This window comes from Dactylosporangium darangshiense (assembly GCF_039537565.1).
Classification (GTDB): domain Bacteria; phylum Actinomycetota; class Actinomycetes; order Mycobacteriales; family Micromonosporaceae; genus Dactylosporangium; species Dactylosporangium darangshiense.
Genome location: NZ_BAABAT010000004.1, coordinates 69641 through 92441, shown reverse-complemented (window position 1 = coordinate 92441; position 22801 = coordinate 69641). Strand labels below are relative to the sequence as shown.

The following is a 22801-nucleotide window of genomic DNA, read 5'->3' as shown; positions in this document are numbered from 1 at the left end:
GCGAGATCGTCGGGGACGGTCAGCCGCGCCAGAGGGCGAGCATCATCGCCTCCACGGCGATGCGGGGCTTCACGTTGGCCTCGATGGCGACCCGGCACTCCAGGACGGCCTCGAGGCGGCGCAGGGCGCTCTCCGCCGGCCACTTGCCGGCGGCCGCCTCGGCGAGCTCATCGACGTCGCCGTGGACGGGGTCGACGCCGGCGGCGAACGAGTGCACTAGGACGTCGCGGTAGAAGCCGGCCAGGTCGACCAGGGCGCGGTCGAGCGAGTCGCGCTGGGCGCGTGTGGCGCGGGACTTCTGGCGGCGCTCCAGGTCCTTCAGCTGGCCCGCCGAGCCGCGGGCGGCGCCCGCGGCGCCCTTGCCGGTGCCGCCGGCGCCGAGGGCGGTCTCCAGGGCCGCGCGCTCCTTGGCGTCGGTCTCGACGACGGAGGCGGCGGCCTCGGCCTCGGCGGCCTCGATGAGCGCGCTCGCGGCGTCGAACGCGGCGCCGATCCCGGTCAGCCGGCGCGGCACGGCGAGCACGGCGTCGCGCCGCGTGCGGGCCTGCGGGTCGCGCGCCAGCCGGCGGGCCCGCCCGACGTGCCCCTGCGAGGCGGCGGCCGCCCAGGTCGCGGTCTGCTCGTCGATCCCGTCGCGCCGGTGCAGCACCGCGGCGATGGCGTCGGCGGGCGGCTGGCGCAGCGGCACGACCCGGCAGCGCGAGCGGATGGTGACCGAGATGTCATCGGGGTGCGTGCTGGGCGTGCACAGCAGGAACACCGTGCGCGGCGGCGGTTCCTCGACCGCCTTGAGCAGCGCGTTGCCGGCCGCCTCGGTCAGCCGGTCGGCGTCCTCGACGAGCAGCACCTGCCAGCGCCCCTGCGTCGGTGAGCTGGCCGCGCGCAGGACCAGCGCGCGCATCTCCCCCACCGCGATGGACAACCCTTCCGGCACCACGAACCGCACGTCCGCGTGCGTCCCGCCCAGCGCCGTGTGGCAGGCCTGGCATCGCCCGCACCCGCCCTCCGGGCACTGCAGCGCCGCGGCGAACGTCCGCGCGGCCACCGACCGCCCGGACCCCGGCGGCCCGGTGAACAGCCACGCGTGCGTCATCGCCTGCTGCCCCGCGGCGTCCGGCACCTCGCCCCGCACGATCGCGCCCGCGGCCTCCACCGCCCGCGACAGCGTCGCCACGGCATCAGGCTGCCCGACGAGCTCGTCGAAGATCGGTGGCGGGGTCATACCCGGGTGCCCTTGTCAGACGGGTCCGCTAAGTCCGACTCGTCGGTCAGCTCGTCGCCGGTCAGGGCCGTGGCGACCTCCGCGGCGTCGTGGAGGACGGTGTCGATCGCCGACTCCTCCTCCGGGATCAGGTGGCGGACCCGCTGCAGGATGCCCGCGGCCAGCGCGTCGATCGGGTTGGTCGCGTCCAGGACCAGGTAGCGGCTCGGGTCGGCGGAGGCCAGGTCGAGGAACGCGTAGCGCACGCGCTCGTGGAACGCCAGCGACTCGCTCTCCAGGCGGTCCGCGTCGCCGCGCCGGCCCGCCCGGGCCAGGCCCGCGGACGGGTCCAGGTCGAGCAGGACGACCAGGTCGGGCTTGAGGCCGCCGGTGGCCCACTTCGACAGCCACGACACCTCGTCGACCGGCAGGGTGCGCCCCGCGCCCTGGTACGCCAGCGACGAGTCCACATACCGGTCGCTGATGACCACGGCGCCCCGCGACAGGGCCGGTCGCACGACCGACGCCACGTGGTGCGCCCGGTCGGCGGCGTAGAGCAGCGCCTCCGCCCGCGGCGTCACGGCCTCGGCGCCGTCGGCCGGGCGGTCCAGCACCAGGCCGCGGATGCGCACGCCGATCGGCGTGGCGCCGGGCTCATGGGTGACCACGACGTCCCGTCCGATGCGGCGCAGCGCCTCGGCGAGCAGGCCGACCTGGGTCGACTTCCCGGCGCCCTCGCCGCCCTCGAACACGATGAACAGGCCCTGCGCCGCCTTGGGCTCGGCGGGGCTGAGCGGCCGGCCGCGGATCGACCCGAGCACGTCGGCGAGGAGCGGCACGCCCCTCTTGTCGTCCATCTGGCGAAGGGCGAAGAGGCCCGCGAGCACACCGAGGACGCCGGCGATGGCCAGCAGCGGCCGGGTGCTGGAGACCTCGAAGTCATAGAAGCCCAGGTTGATCTTGCGGGTGCCGCCGGCGCCGACGATGACGCTGGACAGCGAGATGGTCAGCATGAGCACCACGCGGGTGCCCATCTGCACGAAGGCGAACGCCCGGCCGCGCATGTCGTCGGCGACCTCGCCGCCGAGCAGCGTCGTGCCGGACAGGAACGCCATGCCCGCACCGACGCCGACCAGTAGCGCGCCGCCGACCGCGATCGCGAGGTGGGTGGCGAGGGCCAGGATCAGCACGGAACCGGCGGCCAGGATGATCGACAGGCCGAACCAGCGGCGCCGCGACAGCGCGCCGACCAGCTTCGGCCCGGCCGCGATGCCGACGCCCAGGCCGAGGAAGAGCACGGCGAAGAGCAGCGCGAACGCGGCGTCACCGGCGCTCAGCGAGACCGCATAGAACTTGGCGGTGCCGACGACCACGCCGCCGCCGGCGAACGCGCCGAAGATGCCCAGCACCAGGCCGCGCACCAGCGGGGTCTTGCTGACGAAGGCCCAGCCCTGCGTGAACTCGCGGATCATGCCCGGCTTGCGCTCGACGCCGGCGGTGCGCCGGCCGCTGATCTCGCGGATGCCGAAGAACACGGTCGCCGCGGTCGCGAGGAACGTCAGCGCGTTGAACCACAGCGCGATGTTGCTCGGCTCGGCCCACCGCGGCCCGTCCTTGCCGAAGACGCCGACCACCACCCACTGCAGCCCGATGAGCACGAGCCCGGCGGCGACCGGCGTGATGCCGTAGGTCGTGGCGAGGGTCAGCTGGTTGGCCGTCTCCAGGCGGGCCCGGGGCAGCAGGTTGGGAACCGACGCCTCCTTGGCCGGCGTCCAGATCATCGCCACGGTCTCGATGACGAACGTGGCGATGGCGGTCCAGGCGATGATCAGCGCGCCGTCGCTGGTGAACAGCGCCGCGGCCGGGATGGAGGCGAAGAACAGGAAGCGCAGCAGGTCGCAGACGACCATCGTGAACCGCCGGTCGAACCGGTCGGCGAAGACGCCCGCGACCGGGCCGAGGATCAGCGCGGGCAGCAGGCGCACCGCGATGACCGAACCGAACGCCACGCCCTGCGCGGCCGAGTCGGACACCTGCGCTGCGGCGAACGTCGAGGCGGCGAGCAGGCCGAGCCAGTCGCCGAGGGACGACAGGCCCAGCACCGCCCAGAGCCGGCGGAAGGGCCGGATGCGCAGTACCGCCTGGAGTTCCCCGAACCCGGAGAGATCGCTGGTGGCGATGGCGGGACCCCCTTCTCTTCGGGTCTCACGCTACAGGTCACCTCTGACAATTCCGGAAGCGCGGCCAGGTACGCGAGGTTCTTTCATATTCTCGTCCGTCTCGGTACGGTGAGGCGTGTCCAGCTCCCGTGCCGCCCAGCGGGCCCGTTACGACCGGGCCACCGCCGATCTCGATCCGCCGTTCGCGATCGTGGACCTCGACGCCTTCGACGCCAACACAGCGGCTCTGGAGGCCCGCGCGGCCGGCAAGCCGCTGCGCGTGCCGAGCAAGTCGGTCCGGGTGCGCGCGCTGATCGACCGGACCCTGGCGCGGCCCGGGTGGCACGGCATCATGGCGTACACCCTCCCGGAGGCGATCTGGCTGGCCGAGCACGGCACCGCCGACGACATCCTGGTCGCCTACCCCACCGCCGACCGGGTGGCGCTGCGCCGCCTGGCCACCGACGAGAAGCTCGCGGGCACCATCACCGTGATGATGGACGGCCCCGACCAGCTCGACCTCGTCGACGCGCTCGTGCCGGCCGCCCAGCGCGCCGCGCCCGTGCGCGTGTGCATCGACCTCGACGCCTCCTGGCGGCCGGTCTCCGGCGTGCACATCGGCGTGCGGCGCTCCCCGGTGCACAGCGCCGCCGACGCCGGCGCGCTCGCCGCCGCCATCGCCGCGCGGCCCGGGTTCCGGCTGGTGGGCGTGATGTCGTACGAGGCGCAGATCGCCGGGCTCGGCGACGCACCGCCCGGCCGGCCCGTGCGCGGCGCGCTCATCCGGGCGATCCAGGCCCGCTCCATGCCCGAGATCGTGGCCCGCCGTGGCGCCGTCGTCGCCGAGGTCCGCCGCCACGCCGAGCTCGAGTTCGTCAACGGCGGCGGCACCGGCAGCGTCGCCGCGACGGCCGCCGACCCGGCCGTGACCGAGGTCGCCGCGGGATCGGGGCTCTTCGGGCCGTGGCTTTTCGACGGGTACCGCAAATGGCGCCCCCAACCGGCCGCGTTCTTCGCCCTGACGATCGTGCGCCGGCCCAACGCCACCACCGCGACCGCGCTCGGTGGCGGCTGGATCGCCTCCGGCGAGACCGCTCCCACCCGCCAGCCGCTGCCGTGGCTGCCGGATGGCCTGCGCCTCATCGGCACCGAGGGCGCGGGCGAGGTGCAGACGCCGCTGGTCGGCCCGGGCGCGGGCGCGCTGCGGGTGGGTGACCGGGTGTACTTCCGCCACTCCAAGGCGGGCGAGCTGTGCGAGCACGTCAACGAGGTACACCTCGTGCAGGGCGATCGGATCGTGGACACGGTGCCGACGTACCGGGGCGAGGGCAGAGTGTTCCTGTGACCCGGTGGCGGCAGGCGATGGAGGCGGCGCTCTACGGCCCCGACGGCTTCTTCGTCCGCAACGCGCCCGCCGATCACTTCCGCACCAGCGCGCTCGCCTCGCCACTGTTCGCCAGCGCGATCGCAACCCTGCTCGGCCGCCTCGACGAGGCGCTGGGCCGCCCGGACCCGCTCGACCTGGTCGACGTCGGCGCGGGCCGCGGCGAGCTGCTGGTGGGCGTGCTGGCGGCGTTACCGGCGGAGGTCCGCGCCCGGGTCCGCGCCACTGGCGTGGAGCAGGCGCCCCGACCGGGTGAACTGCCGTCCACGATCGAGTGGCGCGCGAGCGTGCCCACCGGCGTCACCGGCCTGCTGATGGCCACCGAGTGGCTGGACAACGTCCCCGTCGACATAGTCGAGCTCGATGAGCATTTTCGCCGTCGGTACCTCCAGTGCTCCCCCGACGGCGTCCAATCCCTCGGCGCCGAGGCCTCCGCGGCCGACGCCGCCTGGCTGGACCGGTGGTGGCCCCTGGACGGCGCCCCGCCGGGCGCCCGGGCCGAGATCGGCGCGCCGCGCGACGAGGCGTGGGCGAGCGCAGTCGCATCGGTGCGGCGCGGCCTGGCGCTGGCCGTCGACTACGGCCACTTCGCCGCCGACCGTCCACTGTTCGGGTCGCTGACCGGCTTCCGCGCGGGCCGGGAGGTGCCGCCTGTGCCCGACGGCTCCTGCGACCTCACTGTCTCCGTTGCCCTGGACTCCCTCGGATCGCCGACCTTGCCGCAGCGCGACGCCTTGCGCCTGCTCGGCGTCGACGGCACGCGCCCGCCCTTGGCAATGGCGTCGTCGGACCCGGCGCGATACGTGCGCGCGCTGGCCAGCGCCTCGGCGGCGGCCGAGCTCACCGACCCGTCGGGCCTGGGCGGGCACCACTGGATCATGCACTGGGTCTGATTCGGCGTTTGGGTATGACTGGCGGTCATACCCGCGGTACCATATCTGCTATGACAACGAAGGTGACCCTCTCGTTCTCCGACCAGACCATCGCCGACGCCCGGCACTGGGCCGAGCGCGACGGCGTGTCACTCAGCGCGTGGATCGACCGCGCCACCCAGGAACGGGCGCTGCGCGAGATCTTCTCGGCCCACGCCGAGGCCGTGCGCCGCGCCAAGATCGATCTCGACGCCACGGCACTCGCCGACGAGGAGGAGATCGCGCTCGTGAACGCCGAGCTATACCGTGGACGGCGTGCGTCGCGGTGAAGTGTGGCTCATCAAGGGAGCGCGAGAGCGCCTCGGCCTGATCGTCAGCTCGGACGTCTTCAACAGCACCGACGTCCCCGTGGTCATCGTCGCCGAGGTCACCGACGCCGAGGAGCTGCGGGACTCGCCGCTGGCGGTGGAGCTCGACGACCTGGTCGTCATGCCCGACCGGCTCTCCTCGCCCTTGAAGCGCTGGTTCACGGAACGCGTGGCCGTGGCCGACACGAGCACGATGCACAACGTCTCGCGCGCCCTGCGCATCCTGCAGGACCTGTAGGAATGACGCTCCGCAACAGCGAGTCACGCTCCGCAGGGGCGATTTGCAAACGCATGTTACGGTGCTGAGTAACGAGCGCGCCGCCGCCGGAGTCTCCTCGTCAACCGCCACGCCCAACACGCGAATCGATCGATGACATGGCCCCTGAGCTGCGGCCTCACGAGGTCCGACCCCGCCGCCCGCGCGCGTTGCACGGGTCGGCGCGGGTTTTTGATGAGCGTCTCAGTGGTTGCGGGATCTAGGGTGACGGTATGACGTCCGAGCTCACGGTCGGCACAGGCGCGGGCCTCGACACCGCCGACATGGTGCTCAACATCGGCCCGCAGCACCCGTCCACGCACGGCGTCCTGCGCCTGAAGCTGGTCCTCGACGGCGAGCGCGTGATCAGCGCCGAGCCGATCATCGGCTACATGCACCGCGGCGCCGAGAAGCTCTTCGAGGTGCGCGACTACCGCCAGATCATCATGCTGGCCAACCGCCACGACTGGCTCTCGGCCTTCTGCAACGAGCTCGGCGTCGTGCTCGCCGTCGAGCGCCTGATGGGCATCGAGGTCCCCGAGCGCGCCGTCTGGCTGCGCACCGCCCTCGCCGAGCTCAACCGGGTGCTCAACCACCTGATGTTCCTGGGCTCCTACCCGCTGGAGATCGGCGCCATCACCCCGGTCTTCTACGCCTTCCGCGAGCGCGAGACGATCCAGGCGGTGATCGAGGAGGCCTCCGGCGGCCGGATGCACTACATGTACAACCGGGTCGGCGGGCTCAAGGAAGAGGTGCCGGCTGGCTGGACCGGCCGCGCGCGGGCCGCGATCGACCAGGTGCGCCGCCGGATGCCCGACCTCGACTCGCTGATCCGCCGCAACGAGATCTTCCTGGCCCGCACGGTCGGCGTCGGGGTGCTCACCGCCGCGGAGGCCGCCGCCTACGGCGCGTCGGGCCCGGTCGCGCGCGCGTCGGGCCTGGACATCGACCTGCGCCGCGACGAGCCGTACCTGGCGTACGGCGAGCTGTCGGTGCCCGTCGTGACGCACTCCGCCGGCGACTGCCACGCGCGGTTCGAGGTGCTGCTGGATCAGGTGTACGTGTCGCTGGACCTCGCGCAACAGTGCCTCGATCGGGTCGACCAGCTCACCGGGCCCGTCAACGTGCGGCTGCCGAAGGTGGTCAAGGCGCCGGAGGGCCACACGTACGCCTGGACCGAGAATCCGCTGGGCATCAACGGGTACTACCTGGTCTCCCGCGGCGAGAAGACGCCGTGGCGGCTCAAGCTGCGGACCGCGTCGTACGCCAACGTGCAGGCGCTGTCGACAGTGCTCCCGGGCACGTTGGTGCCGGATCTGATCGCGATCTTGGGCTCGATGTTCTTCGTTGTCGGAGATATCGACAAATAACGCGATAAGGCCGCCGAGAAGCTGGAATTTCCGAAATTTCCTGGCGAATCGGGCGCAGGCGCGCGAGGCGCCAGGGCACAAGCCGCAGGTCCGCGAGGCCGCAGAGCGCAGGGCACGCAGCGTAGGGCGCAGGGGCGCGAGGCCGCAGAGTGCAGGGCGCACGGACGCGAAGCCGCAAGCAGGGTCAGGCCAGGTCAGAGACGGGCCGGAGCGGAGGCGAGCCGCTCAGGGTCAGGCCGCGGCGGGGGTCAGCGCCAGCGGTCGTCGGAGCCCTCGAAGTCGACGATCTGGCGGGCGGACCGGCTGCGCTGCTCGTCGCGGCCGCCGTTCCAGCCGTAGTCGTCGTCATCATCGGCCGAGCGGGAACGCCGCGACCCACGCTCGTCCTCTCGGCCACCGCCGTACTCGCGACCGCCGGAAGATCCGCCGCCGTGATCGCGGGAGCCTGAGGAGGAGCCGCTGCCGTACTCGCGGCCGCCCGAGGAGGAGCCGGCGTGCTCGCGGCCGGACGAACCCGTGGACATGCCCGAGGTCCAGCGCGACGCGGGCTCGGCCGGGGAGGCGGGCAGGGCCGCCTGTGTCGAGCCGAGGGCCGGGCGCTCCGAACGCCGCACCTCCGACCACCGCGTCGCGCCCGACTCGTCGCGGCGGGCCTCCTCGTACGACGTCTCCGACCACTGGGCATCCGCCCGCCGGTGGCCGCCGTCGCTCATCTCCATGTCGCGTTGGGCGTAGTCCCGCTCACGCTCCCGGCGGGCCTCCGAGCGGCGCGGGCTCTCGGTGCCCGAGTCGTACCGCGGGTCGCGGCGCTGGTCGTAGCGCTCCTCGTCGCGGTCGTCGGCGGAGCCGTGCCGGCCGCCGCGGCGGCCGGAGGAGGCGGAGGACTCGATCGCTGCGCGGTGACCGCCGGTGCTGGGCTCGTCCTCGTACCGCACGCTCGCCCAACGATCCTCGATGCGCACATGCGTGCCGGTCTCGTCGGCGTGCACGGCCTCGCGGCGCTCGCCCATGCGCAGTTCCCGGCCGCCCCGCTCGTCGCTGTGCACCTCGGCCCAGCGGTCGGTGGTGCGCATGCCGGTGACGCCGTCTTCGTCCTCGGGCTCGGGGGCCCGGCGCCGGCCGCCGCCGCGGCGCTCGACGTCGGCGCCGCCGGGGCGGTGCTGGGGCCAGTCGCCGCTCTCCTGCCGGGCCATCCGCTCGCGAAGCAACTGCTCGGTCCACGACTGCTCGCCCGAGTCGTCGCGAGCGCGCTCCCGAGGGGCCCGCGAGGAGTCGCGGGAGCCGCGCTCGACCCACTCGCTGCGCTCGGAACGCTCGCTGCGCTCGACCCACTCGCTGCGTTCCGTGCGGCCGGTCCGCTCCGGGCGGTCGTAACCGCGAGGGCGCTCGCGCTCGTCGGGGCGGTCAGAACTGCGGGGGCGCTCGCGCTCGTCAGGGCGGTCGTAACCGCGAGGGCGCTCGCGCTCGTCGGGGCGGACGGAGACGCGCTCGGAGCGGTCGGGGCGGCGCTGCTGCGGGATGTCGGGCCGCCCGCCGGCCGGGGGCGCGCCGTACACGGTGCCGGAGCGGGCCTCGGTCGGGTCGACGACCATCGTCTTGGTGGTGACCTGCACGGTCTCGGTGTGCCGCAGCACGCCCTGCGGCACGGCGGCCGACGCGCTCGGGTGCGGCGCCGGCGGCGGCTGGGCCGCAGCGCGCTCGATCTGGCCGCGCATCATGTCGACCTGGTTGCGCAGCGCGTCGACGGTCTCGTGCAGCACGCCGATGCGCTCCACGAGCTGGCCGTGCGTGGCCCGGGCGGCGTGGGTGATGTCGCCGCGGATGTCTTCGCGGAGGTTGTCGATCTCCTCGTACACGAGCTCCTCGACGTCGCCGCGCACGGCCTCGCCGTCGCGGCGCAGCGCGATCGACAGGCCGATGAGGAGCACGACGAGGACGGCGAGGACCGCGGCGACCTGCAGCACGAAGCCGCTGCCGACGAGCAGGAGCAGGGCGGCCAGCGGCGAGAGGCCGACGCCGGCCCAGAACAGGAGCTGGAGCAGCTTGGTGCTCCGCTTTACCCCGGTTGTTCCGGTGGTCTCCGCGGCCGGCATGAGCAGAGAACTTACCCGCTCTTCAGCGCAAACGAAATGTCCCCTCGTCCCACTCCAACGAAGCGGGACGAGGGGACCAAATCGGACTAGCCCAGGGAGCCGTCGGAGGAGAACACGAGCACGAGAGAGGCGTTGCCCTTCTTGAGCGCGTCCTTGCTCTGCGGGCCGCCGGCGTCCAGGCTCAGCACCTTGCCGAACTGGATGCCGTACGTCTTCTGCAGGCCCGGCTGGCAGAACGGCCGCTGCGGGCACTCCGCAGGGCCGCCGAGCACGGTCGCCGAGCCCGAGCACTTCGACGCGAAGTCGCTGAGCGTCTTCAGGCCGTACTTCGTCGCGAACTCCGACGTCACCGCGAACGCGTTGCCGTCGGTGGCCGTGGAGGCCTTGCCGAAGGACAGGCCCTGCTTGCCGCCGATCTCCTTGAGCGCGGTCACGGTCTTGTCGACGTCGCCCGACGCGAGCGCGGCGGCGTCCTTGCCGTTGACGGCCTGGTTGATGAACTCGGTCAGTGTCGCGGCGTACTCGGGGACGACCTGGATGTCGCCCTTGGTGAGCTGGCCGTAGTACACCTCACGCTTGCCGATCGTCTGGACGGTGGCGTCGTAGCCGGCCGCCTTGAGCGCGATCTCGTACAGCGCGCCGAGCGTGGCGCTCTCCGAGAAGTCCGCGGCGCCGATCTTGATGGCCCCGCCCTTGCCCTTCTCGATGCCGGCGGTGAGGTTCTCGGCCTTGGCGAAGTCCTCCGCCGCGACCTTGGAAGTCTTGCGGTCGACGTCGACCGCCTTGTTCAGTGCGATGAGCTTGTCCACGGTCAGCGCGGTGGACACCTTGTCCAGCGCCGCGACGAGGGCCGGGTCGGCGACCTTCGTGTTGATCGCCGGGATGATGTTGTCCGCCAGCTGGAGCTTCTTGTCGTCGTCGAGAACCACGAGCTTCTCGCCGGCGACCCCGGCGCATCCGGCACCGCTGACGCTCGGCGGCGCCTGGGTGCCCGAGCTGCCTTCGTCGCCACAGGCGGCGAGGCCCAAGGTGGAAAAGCTGAGAAGTACGCCAAGCGTGGCGCGCATGGCTGTACGCAAGATGGCCCGCCTTCCGTGTCCCGGCGCGATCACTGTGACCGGCCGCGTGTCCGACGGACGGCGCTATCGGCTAAGAAGCCCGCCCGCTTCCAAATAGGCAACCCTGGGGATGGAAATTCGGCAACCGCAGGCAGGCACGTTTTCGTAACGACCGGTTACATACGGCCCGCTGCACGCCTGAGAACGCGGGGTGTGAGCTTGCGCTCTATGACCGCCATCACTGCGTCGATGAGCAGCGCGAGGCCCGCGACGAGAATGGCGCCGGCCAGGATCTGCCCGCCGTGACCGGGCCCGAGCCCGAAGCCGGCCGAGATGATCATGCCGAGGCCGCCACCGTTGACCGCGGTGGCCAGGGTCGCGGTGGCCACGACCGTGGTGGTCGCGATGCGCAGGCCGGTGGCCAGGAACGGCACGGCCAGGGGCAGCTCGACCCGCAGGAGCCGCTGGAGCGAGGTCATGCCCATGCCGCGGGCCGCCTCGCTGACCTCCGGGTCGATCTGGCGCATCCCGGTGTAGGCGTTGGCCAGCAGCGCGGGCAGCGAGAACACGGCGAGCGCGATGACCACGGCCGGCATGCCCAGGCCGATCGGCGTCAGCGTGAGGATGGTCAGCAGCGCCATCACCGGGACCGCCTGCGTCAGGTTCGACAGCAGGACGATCACGCCGGAGGCGGCGCCGCGCCGGCCCAGCGCAATGCCCAGCGGCCAGGCGACCGCGCAGCCCAGGAGTACCGCAAACGCCGAAATCTCGATGTGCTCCTGCAGGCGGTCGATGATCCCGCCCGGATTGGTCCAGTTCAGGGGATCGTTGAACCACACGATGGCGTCGTTGATCACACTCATGCCGTCACCTCCGCTTCGCTCCGGCAGCGGCATGAGCTGAACCTGCGCCCATCATGAGCGGCCCCAACGCCCAGTCCGGCTCGACAAGGCTGCGCGGCGGTCGACCCGGACCAGGCGCCGCTTCGCTCCGTACCGCTCATGCCGCCCGCCTCCTCGTCCACGGGGTCAGCGACCGGCTCACTAGGATCAGCACCAGGTCGAGCACCAGGGCCAGCGCGACGCAGAGCACGGCGGCGGTGGTGATCTCGGCCTTGTAGAAGTTGTTGCGGAAGCCGGCGAGGATCAGCCCGCCGAGGCCGCCCTGCGACCCGACGATCGCGCCGACCGTGACCAACGCCACGGTCGAGACCGTCGCCAGCCGTAGCCCGGTGAGGATGCCCGGCAACGCCAGCGGCAGCTCGACCCGCCAGAGCTGGGCCAGCCGCGTGTACCCCATGGCCGTCGCCGCCTCGCGCACGTCATCGGGCACCTGGAGCAGGCCCGTGAGGGCGTTTCGGATGAGCACGATCAGCGCGTACGACGTGAGGGCCACGATGACCGGCGAGCGCCCGGTGCCCATGAACGGGGCGAGGAAGGCCAGCAGCGCCAGGGACGGAATCGTGTAAAGCACGCCGGCTGATGTCAGAATCGGCGTGGCGAGCGGGCGCACCCAGTACGCCAGCACCGCCAGCGGTATCGCGATGACCACCGCGATCGCCACCGACCAGACCGTGATGACCACGTGGTCGAGGAGGGCATCCCGCAAGGTGTCGTAGTTGTCCTGGACGTACGACCAGGAGAACCAGGGGTTGCCCGCCTCACCGCGAGCCAGGAAGGACATGCGTGGACGTTACCGGGAATCACGGCGCCAACGCGAAGCACGATGCCGCGCCGATCGCGCTCGATCGGCTCCGCAAGGTGTATCCGGACGGCACGGTGGCGGTCGGCGAGCTGAGCCTCGAGATCGGCAGCGGCGAGGTCACCGTCCTCATCGGCCCCTCCGGCTGCGGCAAGTCGACCGTGCTGCGCATGGTCAACCGGCTCATCGAGCCCAGCGGCGGGCGCATCCTCATCGACGGCGCCGAGGTGACCGCGGCCGACCCGGTGCAGCTACGGCGCACCATCGGCTACGTCATCCAGAACGTCGGGCTCTTCCCGCACCAGACCGTGCGGGCCAACGTCGGCACCGTGCCGCGGATGCTCGGCTGGGACCGGCGGCGCATCGCCGAGCGCACCGACGAGCTGCTGGAGCTGGTCGGGCTCTCCCCGGAGCAGTACGCGGGCCGCTACCCGCACGAGCTGTCGGGCGGGCAGCGCCAGCGGGTCGGGTTCGCCCGCGCGCTGGCCGCCGACCCGAAGGTGCTGCTCATGGACGAGCCGTTCTCGGCGGTCGACCCGATCAACCGGGGCCGGCTGCAGGACGAGTTCCTGCGGCTGCGTGCGGCGGTGCGCAAGACGACGATCCTCGTCACGCACGACCTGCAGGAGGCGATCAAGCTCGGCGACCGGATCGCGGTGCTCTCCGATCACGCCCAGCTGCAGCAGTACGCCACGCCGGCGGAGCTGCTGGCCCGGCCGGGCAACGACTTCGTGGAACGGTTCGTCGGCGAGGACCGCGGCATCATGCGGCTGTCGGTGACGCCGATCCCGCGCGACGGGCTACGGCCGGTCGCCGAGGCGGGCGAGGGCGCGCCCGAGGTCCCGGCGAGCGCGACGCTGCGGGAGGCCTTCGGGGCGATGCTCGCGGCCGGCCGCGGCGCCGTGGTGGTGCGCGACACAGACGGGGCCATCGGCGCGCTCACCGCCGCCGACGTGCAGGTGGCCCTGGCGTCCGCGGCGGTGGATTCGGCGGCCTGATTCGCATTTTCCGATGTGGTACTGCATGACGCGGTGCGTCCGCGCCGGCTACGGCCGGCGCCCGGCCATCGACGCCAGGCCCACGATCCAGCCGACGATCAGGCCGTAGCCCGCCCCGCCGGCGGCGTTGACGGTCGCCGCGGAGAACGAGGCGTTGGCCAGCAGGAACGTCGTGATGAACGCGGCGAGCGCCCCCGCGAACATGTAGGCGGCCCAGCCCGACAGGATCGCCGCGACGGTGCCCCGGGCGCTGGCGAGTTCGGCCCCGGCGAGCACGGTGATGAACATGGCCGTGAAGACGACCACCAGGATGGCCTTGAGATCGGCCCCGAGCAGGTCGCGCAGGGACGCGTCGTCGTCGACGGTCCAAGCCGGCCAGGCGAGGGTCTCCAGGAAGACGCCCCGATTGCCGGATTGCACCCAGTGGCCGTACCAGGGGCTGCCGAAGATCAGGACCAACAGAAAGGCCACGAGTGTACCGGCACTCGTCGCGGTGCGGTAGCGAGATCGCGTAGTAACTGCCATGCCGGGATTAGGCCCGGCCGGCGCAAAAACTAAACCGGCGGTGCTCGCGTCAGCTTCCGTGGTTGATGATGTAGTCGATGAAAGCGGCCCTGACCAGGGGTTCGTTCTCACCGTACTTGTGGCCGGTCACCTCGCGCCACAGGGCGACGGCGTCGTCGATCGTCGCGTCGAGCGACCCGATCCATCCGTCCTGCGTGTCGTCGTCGCTGTAGGTGACGTGCGTGAACAGGTCCCAGAAGAACTTGATGTCGCGACGCTGCCGAGCGAGGGCGAATGCGCGGTCCCGCAGCTCCTCGGTCGGCAGCGCGTCGAGCTGGGCCAGCGTGGCGTCCGTCATGGACAAGATTTTATCGGGTGCCCCAGCGTTCCTCGACGCCCCAGCCCCCGTCGCCGTTGCCGTTGGTCGACCAGCCGCTGGTGCGGCTCGACGGCGGCTGCCACGAGTCCTCGGGCTCGGCCGCGCTCACGATCGACGGCGGCGTCCAGCTCTCCTCGCCGGCCTCGCCGGTCACGCTGCGCGGCCGGCCGAAGGTCTCCACGAGCCGGGTCACCACCAGGCCGACCGCGATGGCGCCGGCCGCCAGCGTGAAGGGCTGCAGCTTCCAGCCCTCGGCGTCGGTGTACCGGAGCAGGAGCGTCATGCCGGCGACGGCCAGGATCGTGCCGAAGACCCCGCCGCGGCGGCCGAAGGCGGACGTGCCGCCGACGAGCGCGGCGCCGAGGGCCAGGCCGGTGAACGCCAGGCCGCCGATCGAGCCGTCGGCGGCGAGGACCTCGCGGTGGTCGAGCGCGAGGAGCACGCCGGCGACCGCGGCCAGCAGCGCCGAGCCGGCGATCGACAGGCCCGTGTAGGTCGCCGCGCCGCCGCCGCGGCGGTCGGCCGGGTCGCGGACCGGGCGGAAGCGGCCGAGCGAGCGGCGCAACGGCTGGATCAGCCCGAACGCGGCGCCGCCGGCGGCGATCACGACCACGCCGAGCGCCCACCACACGGCGTGGTGGTGCGGGTCGTAGGCGCCGTTCACGGTCTTCTGGGTGTGCTGGTCGGCGATCCAGGCGACCAGCGCGAGCGAGACGGCGAGGCTCGCCGCCCAGCCGGGCACGTGGAACGCCACGACCAGGACCGCGATCACGACGCCGACGCCGAGCGCGATCAGCGCGGTGATGCTGGCGGTCATGGCCAGCCCGCGGTCGGAGTTGTCGGCGAAGAACAGGGCGGCGGCGATGGCGATGGGCCCGACGGCCAGGTTGACCGCGCCGGCCCGCAGCGTGAGCCCCATCGCGGCGGCGAGCAGGCCGAGCTCGGCGCCGTAGAGCAGCAGCGACTGCAGCTCGGTGCCGCGCAGCGCGGCCGAACGGGCGTCGTGCAGCAGGTACAGCAGTGCACCGGCGGCCAGCAGCAGCACCATCTCCCACAGCGCGTGCACGGCCAGCCGGTCGCGGCCGGGCTCGCCGTGCTCCGGGTCGTCGAAGACGTCGCCGAGCTGCTGAGGGGTGGGTGCGCGGCGGCGGCCCTCGCCCAGCCCGAGCGTACTCTCGGTGGGCGCGGGGCCGTAGGCGGGCGAGACCGGGAAGCTGCCGGGCGTGTACACGGACTGGTTGGAGACGCCCAGCGTGGGTGCGTCCTCCGGCACGCCGCTGGAGCGGAAGTCGGGCTCCTCCCGGAACCCGGGCTCGCCGCGGAACCGTGAGTCGTCGTACGCCATGGCCCGCGCCTCCTGCCAACCGACCGGTACGGGTCGCACAGTAACCGCGGATGGTGACCTGCGACAGTCCCCGGAGCACCCAAAGCGGGGACTTTGTGTTGATCCCGCGCCGATCGGTGCGTGCGCGCCCGCCGGGCGGCTCAGGCGATCTGGTCGTCCGGCGCTCGGTCGGCCCCGTCCGGGCGGTTCTGCCTGGGCTGATCCTTGTCGCGGCCGTTCGGCGGGACCCGGCAGGAGCGCTCCAGCCACAGGGCGGCGGCGATGAGCACGATGGAGCCGGCGACGCCGAGGAGGGCTTGCGGGAGGTTCTCGGAGACCTTCGCCAGGACGCCACGCTGCGTGAGCAGCCAGGACGACAGGCCGATGTACATGCCGCCGAAGAGCGCCGCGACCAGCGCCGAGGCCTTGCCGAGCACCGCGTAGCGGGCCACGACCAGCGGCTGCAGCGGCCCGGCGCCCTCCTTGCGCAGGATCCGGTTACGGGTGGAGTACGCCTCGATGCCCTCGAAGATCGCCAGGCCGATCAGCGTGAGCGGCGGCAGCCAGGGCAAGGTCGGCAGGCTGTTCCAGAAGTTGCTGATGACGATCCACGCCAGCGCGGTGGTGGCGAGGGCCGCGATGACCAGCGTCGCCGGGCGGGTCGGCTCCATCCGGCCCTTGGGTCCGTTTGGCCCGCTGTCTCTGGGTCCGTTGGCGTTTGGTCCGTTCGGGTCTTCGGGTGACGGCGTGGCCATCGTCTTTCCGCTCCAGATCACGAATCGAGGTGGACGTCAACTCTTGGACGAAGGTCTGCGAGGTCACCGGCGACCTCGTCGGCTCGGAGCAGATCGTTGACCCAGCCGTGTCCCGGCAACTGGGCATACGGCTGGATGTCGATCCACGGCCGGAGCACGAACGCCCGCAGGTGAGCGCGTGGATGCGGCAACGTCAACTCCGCATCGTCGGACGTCACCGGCTCCCCGTCGTCGTTCCACACGGCTATCACGTCAACGTCAAGGGTACGCGGGCCGAAGCGGCGCGCAGGGTCACGCACGCGACCGGCCTCGTCCTCCAGGCGCTGCGCCGTGGCGAGCCAGTCCCGCGGCCCGGCCGCCGGATCCACCGCGAGCAGCACGGCGTTGAGGTAGTGCGGCTGGTCCGGGTCGCCCCACGGCGGCGTCTCGTAGACGCCGGAGACCAGCACGACGGCGTCGCCCAGCCCTTCGACGGCGCCCCGCAGGTGTGCCTCCCGGTCGCCGAGGTTGCTGCCCAGCGCCAGCAGCGCCCTGGTCACGAGCCCTCCTCGCTGCGCTCGTCGGTCGCGTGACTTGGAAACTGTGCCGATTGGTGACCGGCCCCTCCGCTTCGCTCCGGACCGGTCACGCGCTCTCCTCCCGGGTGCGGCGCACGACCACGGCCACGTCGGCGAACTCGAGCGGGATCGGAGCCTGCGGCTTGTGCACGGTCACGGTGGCCGCGGCCACCCGGGCGTCGGCCAGGCAGACCTCGGCGAGGCGGGCGGCGAGCGTCTCGATCAGGTTCACCGGCTCGCCGGACACGACCGCCGCCAGGCGCTCGGCCAGCTCGCCGTAGTGCACGGTGTCGTTCACGTCGTCGGAGGCGGCGGCCGGGCGCAGGTCCAGCTCGAGGACGGCGTCGATCACGAAGTCCTGCCCGGTGCGGCGCTCGAAGTCGAAGACGCCGTGGTACCCGCGGACCTTGAGCCCGCGCAGCTCGATGCGGTCGGCGCCGGGCTTCACAGCGCCGCCCGCGTGGCTTGCCAGACCCGGATCGCGTCGACGTTGCCGCGCACCTCGTGCACGCGCACGCCCCAGGCGCCGGCGGCGACGGACAGCACGGTGGTCGCGATCGTCGCCGCCTCGCGCTCGGACGTCGGCCGGTCGTGCCCCTCGGCGTCGGCGAGCAGGCGGCCCAGGTGCGACTTGCGGCTGGAGCCGACGAGCACCGGGTGGCCCAGGCCGATGAGGTCGGGCAGGTGGGCCGCCAGCCGCCAGGTGTGTTCCGGTTTCTTGGCGAAGCCGAGGCCGGGGTCGAGGATCAGCCGGTCGGGCGCCACACCGGCGGCGACGGCCGCGTCGACCCGCTCGAGCAGCTCGGCCGACACCTCCTTCACCACGTCGTCGTACACCGCGAGGTCGGCCATGCGCCGGGAGTGCCCGCGCCAGTGCATGAGCACCCAGGGGCACCCGGCGTCGGCGACCACCCGGGCCATGTCGGGGTCGGCGAGCCCGCCGGAGACGTCGTTGACCAGCTCGACGCCGGCCTCCAGCGCCGCCGCGGCGACGGCGGCGCGGGTCGTGTCGATGCTCATGGCAACGCCCTCGCCGGCCAGCGCGCGGATGACCGGCAGGACCCGGGCCAGCTCGGTGGGCGCGTCGACGCGGTCGGCGCCCGGCCGGGTGCTCTCCCCGCCCACGTCGATGACGTCGGCGCCCTCGTCGCGCATCTGCAGCGCGTGCTCGACGGCGGCGTCCAGGCCGGCGTAGCGACCCCCGTCGGAGAAGCTGTCCGGCGTCACGTTCAGCACTCCCATGACCACCGGGGAGAGACCTCGAAGGAGCATCACTTGAATGAAGGTACTCAACTCAACGGAGACACTCGGTGGCGACCTGCGACAACCTCCGAGGGACGCCGCCGGAACGTCACACGAGGCACACTGTGCACACTGACCACGCATCGGTCAGCTTGTTGGAAAGAGGGCTGCACCGTACTCTCTGCAAGTGAACGTTATTCGGACCGTTAAACCCGACAATGGGCATTTAGCAGGACAAACGCCCGGATAAGGTTCCGCTGGGGAGCGACACAGCAGCTGCGGTGATACCGCAGGGTCGTCTTTTCGGCGAGGCTTAACGCGCGGCGCGCACCTCGCCCGTCGCGCCTCCGGGGAGGTCTGATGATGTTGATGGAGATCGGCCAGGCGTTGTGGGGCTCCGCCACACATGCCGTGGATGCGATCGCCCTCGCTCCGACACCGACGCCCGAACCGAAGACGATCAACACAGACGGCATCCTGAACTTCTTCACGACCAAGATCGTGCCGATCCTGCTCGCGGTGCTCGGCGTGATCTTCATCGGCCGGGCCAGCAAGGGCGAGGTGTCCCGCGTGCTCACCAGCTCGGCGATCGCGATCATCGGTCTGGCCTTCGTCGCCGGCGCCGCGTCGCTGTTCTTCTTCGGTGACTCGCTGGTCAGCCTGATCTTCAAGTAGGCGGACCCAAATGCGCCTGCGCACCGACGACGACATCTACCGGGCCCGTCTGGTCTACCTCGGACCGCCCGGCTACACACTGCCCGTGCAGCTGCCCTACGCGCAGTACGGGGTGTTTGCGCTGCTGGTGCCGCTGTTCATGTTCATCCGTTACCTGATCACGCTGCACGTCGACTACTTCCCCGCCTACGAGATCGCACTCGCGATCGTGGCGACGTCGCTGATCTTCCGTTACGTCGACCCCGATCGACCTGCCCGCATGGTGGTCCGCACCGCCCTGACCGACTGGCGTCACACTCGCGAGCCCAGCAACGAGCTGCGCGACGCACGCCTGGTCGCCTCGAAGGTGCGCATCCGCCCGGAACTCACCGGTGATCTCGTATGACCACTCCGCCGCCCCGTAAGACCGGGGGCTACCAGGACCGGCCGGACCTTGATGACGACGCTGCGCAGTCAACCGATTACGATGGGGGACTGCGCGCGGCGGCCGAGGGCGGCCGCGTCGCGATGTTCCGCGGCACCGGGGCCCCCGGGCCGCAGGCACAGGGTCCCCGTCCGCCCCGCGGCGGCGCCGAGCGGCCTGTGAGCGGCCAGCCCGCGCCCGACGTCGACTCGCCCTTCCTGGGGCTGTTCGACGACTCGCCTGGCGGGCCGCCGCGCGACCGCCTCCGCGCCCTCGAGCCCGGCGCCGGGCGCGCCGATCGGGTGCGCCCGATCTCGGGGATTCCGGTCTCGGCCGCGCCGACGTCCGGCGCGCCGCGAGCCCCGGAGGACCTGCGCGCGCCGAAGCGGTCCACGCGGGGGCCCGTCGAGCCGCCGCGCACCAACGGCGAACGGCTGGCGACCCGGCCCGTGCTGGGCGACCGCCCGGCCCGTGACGACCGATCGGCCCGTGACGACCGATCGGCCCGTGACGACCGATCGGCCCGTGACGACCGATCGGCCCGTGACGACCGATCGGCCCGTGACGACCGATCGGCCCGTGACGACCGCTCGGCGCGAGACGACCGGCCGGCTCGCGACGACCGGCCGGCGCGAGACGATCGCGCGCCGCGCGATCAGGTCCGCGCGCCGGAGCGGCCCGCGCTACCGTCCCAGCGGATGCCGGCCCGCGCTCCGGAGCGCTCTCTGCCGCCGGGGCGCAGCGGTGGGGCGGGCACCAGCGGTACACCTCGGAAAAACGTCTCGGCGGTGACCACCGCGCCACCGCCGCCGGCCCGGCGGACCGCGCCCGACCGCGCCTTGCCCGTGCAGCAGCCCCCGCGTCCGCCGCGGATGCAGCCGCCGCCCCAGCGGGGCAAAAAGACGCCGCTGGACCGCACGCCGCGCCCGAAGCACAAGGACCGCGGCTCGTCCATCGACCTGGCGATCACCGAGATCGCCGGGCACCTGACGTTCACGCCGAACACGGTCACAGCCTGGTACTGGCTGCCCGAGGTGCGCTGGGCGTTCCGGCCCGACGCCGAGCGGGAGGCGCTGCTGTCGGCGATCTCCGAGCAGTTCGCCGGCCTGGCGGGCTTCCGGCTGCACCTGCGGCGCACCACGCGCCCGTTCCCGGCCGACCAGTGGGCCCGCGTGGTCGACGGCAACACGCCGCACCCGCTGCCCGCGGGCGCCGGCCCGACGTGGGCCGACCACCTGGTCGCCGCGCAGAAGCACCTGCTGTCGATCAACCACGCCGAGGGCCAGACGTACCTCGGGATCGCCTTCGCCCGCCGCACGCTGGGCGACACCTTCGCCGAGCGCATCGGCGCACTGTTCAAGCGCGGCGTCGGCGACGCCGAGCGGCGCCGCATGGCGCGCACCGTCGAGCAGTTCGACGAGGTGCTGGGCGCCTTCGGCATGCGCGGGCGGCGGGTCACCTCGGCCGAGTTGGAGTGGCTGCTGTACCGGTCGGTCGCGCTGTGCATGTCACCGCCGGGCCAGATCACGACGCTCGAGGGCGCGTGGGACTCCGGCGACCTGCTCGCGCTGACCGAGGCCGTCGAGCGGTACCGCACGCCCTACGGCTCCACGGTGAAGCTGGTCAACCGGGTCACCGGCGAGGAGCGCCACGTCGCCGTGCTCACCGTCGGCCGGATGGAGCCGCTGGAGATCCCCGAGCGCCACGAACCTTGGCTGCATTTCCACGAGCGCCTGCCGTGGCCGATGGAGCTCTCCTCGCGGATCGACATCCTGGGCCCGGGCGACTCCTTCCGCAACCTCGAGCACCGGCTCCGGCTGATCCGTTCCCAGCAGGCCGACTACACCGAGCACGGCATCGACGCCCCGCCGGAGCTGGAGCGGCTGGCCAAGCGCGCCCTGACCATCGGCGACGAGATCAGCACCGGCCTGCCCGTCGACTCCTCCCGCGCGCACGGCTGGCACCGCATCGCCGTCGGCGGGCGCACCCGTGAGGAGTGCCTGGAGCGCGCCCGGCGGGTCACGCAGTTGTACTCCCGCGAGATGCGCGTCGCGCTGCAGCACCCCAAGAACCAGGACTGGCTCGCCCGCGAGTTCATCCCCGGCGAGCCGCTGGCCAACACCGGCTACCTGCGCCGCATGCCGGTCAAGCTCTTCGCCGCCGCCCTGCCGCAGGCCGCCTCCACCGTCGGTGACCGCCGCGGCGACCTCATCGGCCGCACCGCCGGCACCTCCCGCCGCCCGGTCTTCCTGGACCTGCACTTCCCGATGGAGGTGCGCGAGCGCTCGGGCCTGGCCGTCTTCGTCGCCGAGCCCGGCGGCGGCAAGTCGACGTTGATGGGCGCCCTGGGCTACCTGGCCACACGCCGCGGCGTGCAGGTGACCCTGCTGGACCCGTCGGGCCCGCTCGCCCGGCTGTGCAGCATGCCGGAGCTGGCACCGTACTCGCGCGTTCTCAACCTGACCGGCTCCGAGCAGGGCACCCTGGCGCCGTACGCGCTGATCCCGACCCCGCAGCGGGCACACTACGCCCCCGGCCCACCCGGCGACCGCGAGTTCGAGATCGCCGTCTCCAACGCCCGCGCCGAGCGCCGCATGCTCGTGCAGGACATCTGCATGATGCTGGTACCCCCACAGGTGGCCCGCGAGGCGTCAACGGCCACGATGCTGCGCCACGCGGTCCGCCAGGTCCCCGCCGAGGAGTCCTCGACGCTCGAGGACGTGATCCGAGCCCTGCGCGACACGGGCGACCACGACGCCGCCGAGCTCGGCAACCTCCTGCTCGACACCGCCGAGATGCCCCTGGCCATGCTCTTCTTCGGCTCCCCGCCGAGCGGCCTGCTGGGCCCGGACGCTGCTCTCACCGTCATCACCATGGCCGGCCTGCGCCTGCCCGACCTGAAGATCGAGCGCGAGTACTGGTCCGCCGAGGAGTCCTTGGCCCTCCCCATGCTCCACACCGCCCACCGCCTGGCCGTGCGCCGCTGCTACGGCGGCGACATGTCCCAGCGCAAACTCGTCGGCCTGGACGAGGCCCATTTCATGGAGGGCTGGCGCTCCGGCCGCTCTTTCTTGGTCCGCCTGGCCCGCGACTCCCGCAAGTGGAACCTGGCCGCCCTGGTCGCCTCCCAGAACCCGAAGGACATCCTCGGCCTGGACGTGCAAAACCTGGTCTCAACGGTCTTCGTCGGCCGAATCGCCGAGGACGCCGAGATCGCCGCCGAGGCCCTCCGCCTCCTGCGCGTCCCCACCGATGTGGGCTACGAGCAGACGTTGGCAGCCCTCTCCCAGGTCGACACGAGTTCCTCGTCTCGCCTGGGCTTCCGCGAGTTCGTGATGCGCGACGTGGACGGCCGCGTCCAGAAGGTCCGCGTGGACGTGTCGTACGTACAGGACCTCCTGCGTTACCTGGACACCACCCCAGGCTCCCAAACCCCCTCGACCACGGTCGGCGGCGAGGTCGTGGACATCCGCGACGACGACCCGGAGGATGATCGGTGAGA

Annotated in this window: 22 protein-coding genes; 9 read left to right on the top strand and 13 right to left on the bottom strand. The window is 72.4% G+C overall.

From position 1 onward, the window contains the following. Positions 1-19 precede the first annotated feature (19 nt). Both ABD901_RS10205 and tmk read right to left on the bottom strand, forming a co-directional pair. Entirely contained in the window at positions 20-1222 is a 1203-nt protein-coding gene (locus ABD901_RS10205; protein WP_345123771.1) for a DNA polymerase III subunit delta', read from the bottom strand. Then, a complete protein-coding gene (gene tmk / locus ABD901_RS10200; protein ID WP_345123767.1) occupies positions 1219-3303 on the bottom strand; it encodes a dTMP kinase in 2085 nt (694 codons plus the stop codon). Before tmk ends, ABD901_RS10205 begins: the two co-directional genes overlap by 4 nt. A gap of 193 nt (positions 3304-3496) precedes the next feature. Between tmk and ABD901_RS10195 the strand changes: the two genes are divergently transcribed. From ABD901_RS10195 to ABD901_RS10175, 5 genes are all read left to right on the top strand, one after another. Continuing rightward, positions 3497-4705: an amino acid deaminase/aldolase gene (locus tag ABD901_RS10195; protein ID WP_345123765.1), complete on the top strand. Its 1209-nt coding sequence runs from the start codon at positions 3497-3499 to the stop codon at positions 4703-4705. Between the two features lie 17 nt (positions 4706-4722). Then, complete coding sequence (locus ABD901_RS10190; RefSeq protein ID WP_345124574.1) at positions 4723-5637, top strand: SAM-dependent methyltransferase; 915 nt, start codon at positions 4723-4725, stop codon at positions 5635-5637. Positions 5638-5687: 50 nt separating this feature from the next. Then, complete coding sequence (locus ABD901_RS10185; protein WP_345123763.1) at positions 5688-5945, top strand: DUF6364 family protein; 258 nt, start codon at positions 5688-5690, stop codon at positions 5943-5945. Then, complete coding sequence (locus ABD901_RS10180) at positions 5932-6222, top strand: type II toxin-antitoxin system PemK/MazF family toxin (RefSeq protein WP_345123761.1); 291 nt, start codon at positions 5932-5934, stop codon at positions 6220-6222. The genes ABD901_RS10185 and ABD901_RS10180 overlap by 14 nt, the downstream gene beginning before the upstream one ends. 251 nt (positions 6223-6473) lie before the next feature. Then, positions 6474-7610: an NADH-quinone oxidoreductase subunit D gene (locus ABD901_RS10175; protein ID WP_345123758.1), complete on the top strand. Its 1137-nt coding sequence runs from the start codon at positions 6474-6476 to the stop codon at positions 7608-7610. 248 nt (positions 7611-7858) lie between these two features. On the opposite strand, the gene ABD901_RS10170 is transcribed toward ABD901_RS10175, so the two are convergent. From ABD901_RS10170 to ABD901_RS10155, 4 genes are all read right to left on the bottom strand, one after another. Then, positions 7859-9703 (bottom strand): hypothetical protein, encoded by a 1845-nt coding sequence (locus ABD901_RS10170; RefSeq protein WP_345123756.1) that lies wholly within the window; start codon positions 9701-9703, stop codon positions 7859-7861. 86 nt (positions 9704-9789) lie between these two features. Beyond that, positions 9790-10770, bottom strand: coding sequence for a glycine betaine ABC transporter substrate-binding protein (locus tag ABD901_RS10165; protein ID WP_345123754.1), 981 nt, complete (start codon positions 10768-10770; stop codon positions 9790-9792). 167 nt (positions 10771-10937) lie between these two features. Beyond that, entirely contained in the window at positions 10938-11624 is a 687-nt protein-coding gene (locus ABD901_RS10160; RefSeq protein ID WP_345123752.1) for an ABC transporter permease, read from the bottom strand. Between the two features lie 136 nt (positions 11625-11760). Beyond that, entirely contained in the window at positions 11761-12444 is a 684-nt protein-coding gene (locus ABD901_RS10155; RefSeq protein ID WP_345123751.1) for an ABC transporter permease, read from the bottom strand. A 2-nt stretch (positions 12445-12446) separates the two neighbouring features. On the opposite strand from ABD901_RS10155, the gene ABD901_RS10150 reads away from it, so the two are divergent. Continuing rightward, the gene (locus ABD901_RS10150; RefSeq protein WP_345123749.1) at positions 12447-13460 is read left to right on the top strand and encodes an ABC transporter ATP-binding protein; all 1014 of its coding nucleotides are present in this window, start codon (positions 12447-12449) and stop codon (positions 13458-13460) included. 48 nt (positions 13461-13508) lie between these two features. Here ABD901_RS10150 and ABD901_RS10145 read toward each other — a convergent pair whose 3' ends face one another. The 7 genes from ABD901_RS10145 to folP all read right to left on the bottom strand — a co-directional run bounded on the left by ABD901_RS10145 (position 13509) and on the right by folP (position 18251). Then, a complete protein-coding gene (locus ABD901_RS10145) occupies positions 13509-13931 on the bottom strand; it encodes a hypothetical protein (protein WP_345123747.1) in 423 nt (140 codons plus the stop codon). Between the two features lie 103 nt (positions 13932-14034). Next, positions 14035-14322: a hypothetical protein gene (locus ABD901_RS10140; RefSeq protein ID WP_345123745.1), complete on the bottom strand. Its 288-nt coding sequence runs from the start codon at positions 14320-14322 to the stop codon at positions 14035-14037. 10 nt (positions 14323-14332) lie between these two features. After that, positions 14333-15688, bottom strand: a complete 1356-nt coding sequence (locus tag ABD901_RS10135; RefSeq protein WP_345123743.1) for an ABC transporter permease — start codon at positions 15686-15688, stop codon at positions 14333-14335. A gap of 140 nt (positions 15689-15828) precedes the next feature. Continuing rightward, complete coding sequence (locus ABD901_RS10130) at positions 15829-16338, bottom strand: DUF3180 domain-containing protein (protein ID WP_345123742.1); 510 nt, start codon at positions 16336-16338, stop codon at positions 15829-15831. A gap of 101 nt (positions 16339-16439) precedes the next feature. After that, positions 16440-16961, bottom strand: coding sequence for a 2-amino-4-hydroxy-6-hydroxymethyldihydropteridine diphosphokinase (folK, locus tag ABD901_RS10125; RefSeq protein WP_345123741.1), 522 nt, complete (start codon positions 16959-16961; stop codon positions 16440-16442). A gap of 85 nt (positions 16962-17046) precedes the next feature. Next, the gene (gene folB / locus ABD901_RS10120; protein WP_345123740.1) at positions 17047-17427 is read right to left on the bottom strand and encodes a dihydroneopterin aldolase; all 381 of its coding nucleotides are present in this window, start codon (positions 17425-17427) and stop codon (positions 17047-17049) included. Continuing rightward, positions 17424-18251 carry a dihydropteroate synthase gene (folP, locus tag ABD901_RS10115; protein WP_345124573.1) on the bottom strand — a complete coding sequence of 276 codons (828 nt, stop codon included), beginning with the start codon at positions 18249-18251 and terminating at the stop codon, positions 17424-17426. The genes folB and folP overlap by 4 nt, the downstream gene beginning before the upstream one ends. 330 nt (positions 18252-18581) lie before the next feature. Here folP and ABD901_RS10110 point away from each other — a divergent pair, with 330 nt between their 5' ends. The 3 genes from ABD901_RS10110 (at position 18582) to ABD901_RS10100 (ending at position 22799) form a co-directional block, all read left to right on the top strand. Next, positions 18582-18896, top strand: coding sequence for a hypothetical protein (locus ABD901_RS10110; protein WP_345123739.1), 315 nt, complete (start codon positions 18582-18584; stop codon positions 18894-18896). 10 nt (positions 18897-18906) lie between these two features. Then, positions 18907-19281: a hypothetical protein gene (locus tag ABD901_RS10105; RefSeq protein ID WP_345123738.1), complete on the top strand. Its 375-nt coding sequence runs from the start codon at positions 18907-18909 to the stop codon at positions 19279-19281. Between the two features lie 806 nt (positions 19282-20087). Next, positions 20088-22799: an ATP-binding protein gene (locus ABD901_RS10100; RefSeq protein WP_425556674.1), complete on the top strand. Its 2712-nt coding sequence runs from the start codon at positions 20088-20090 to the stop codon at positions 22797-22799. Positions 22800-22801 lie beyond the last annotated feature (2 nt).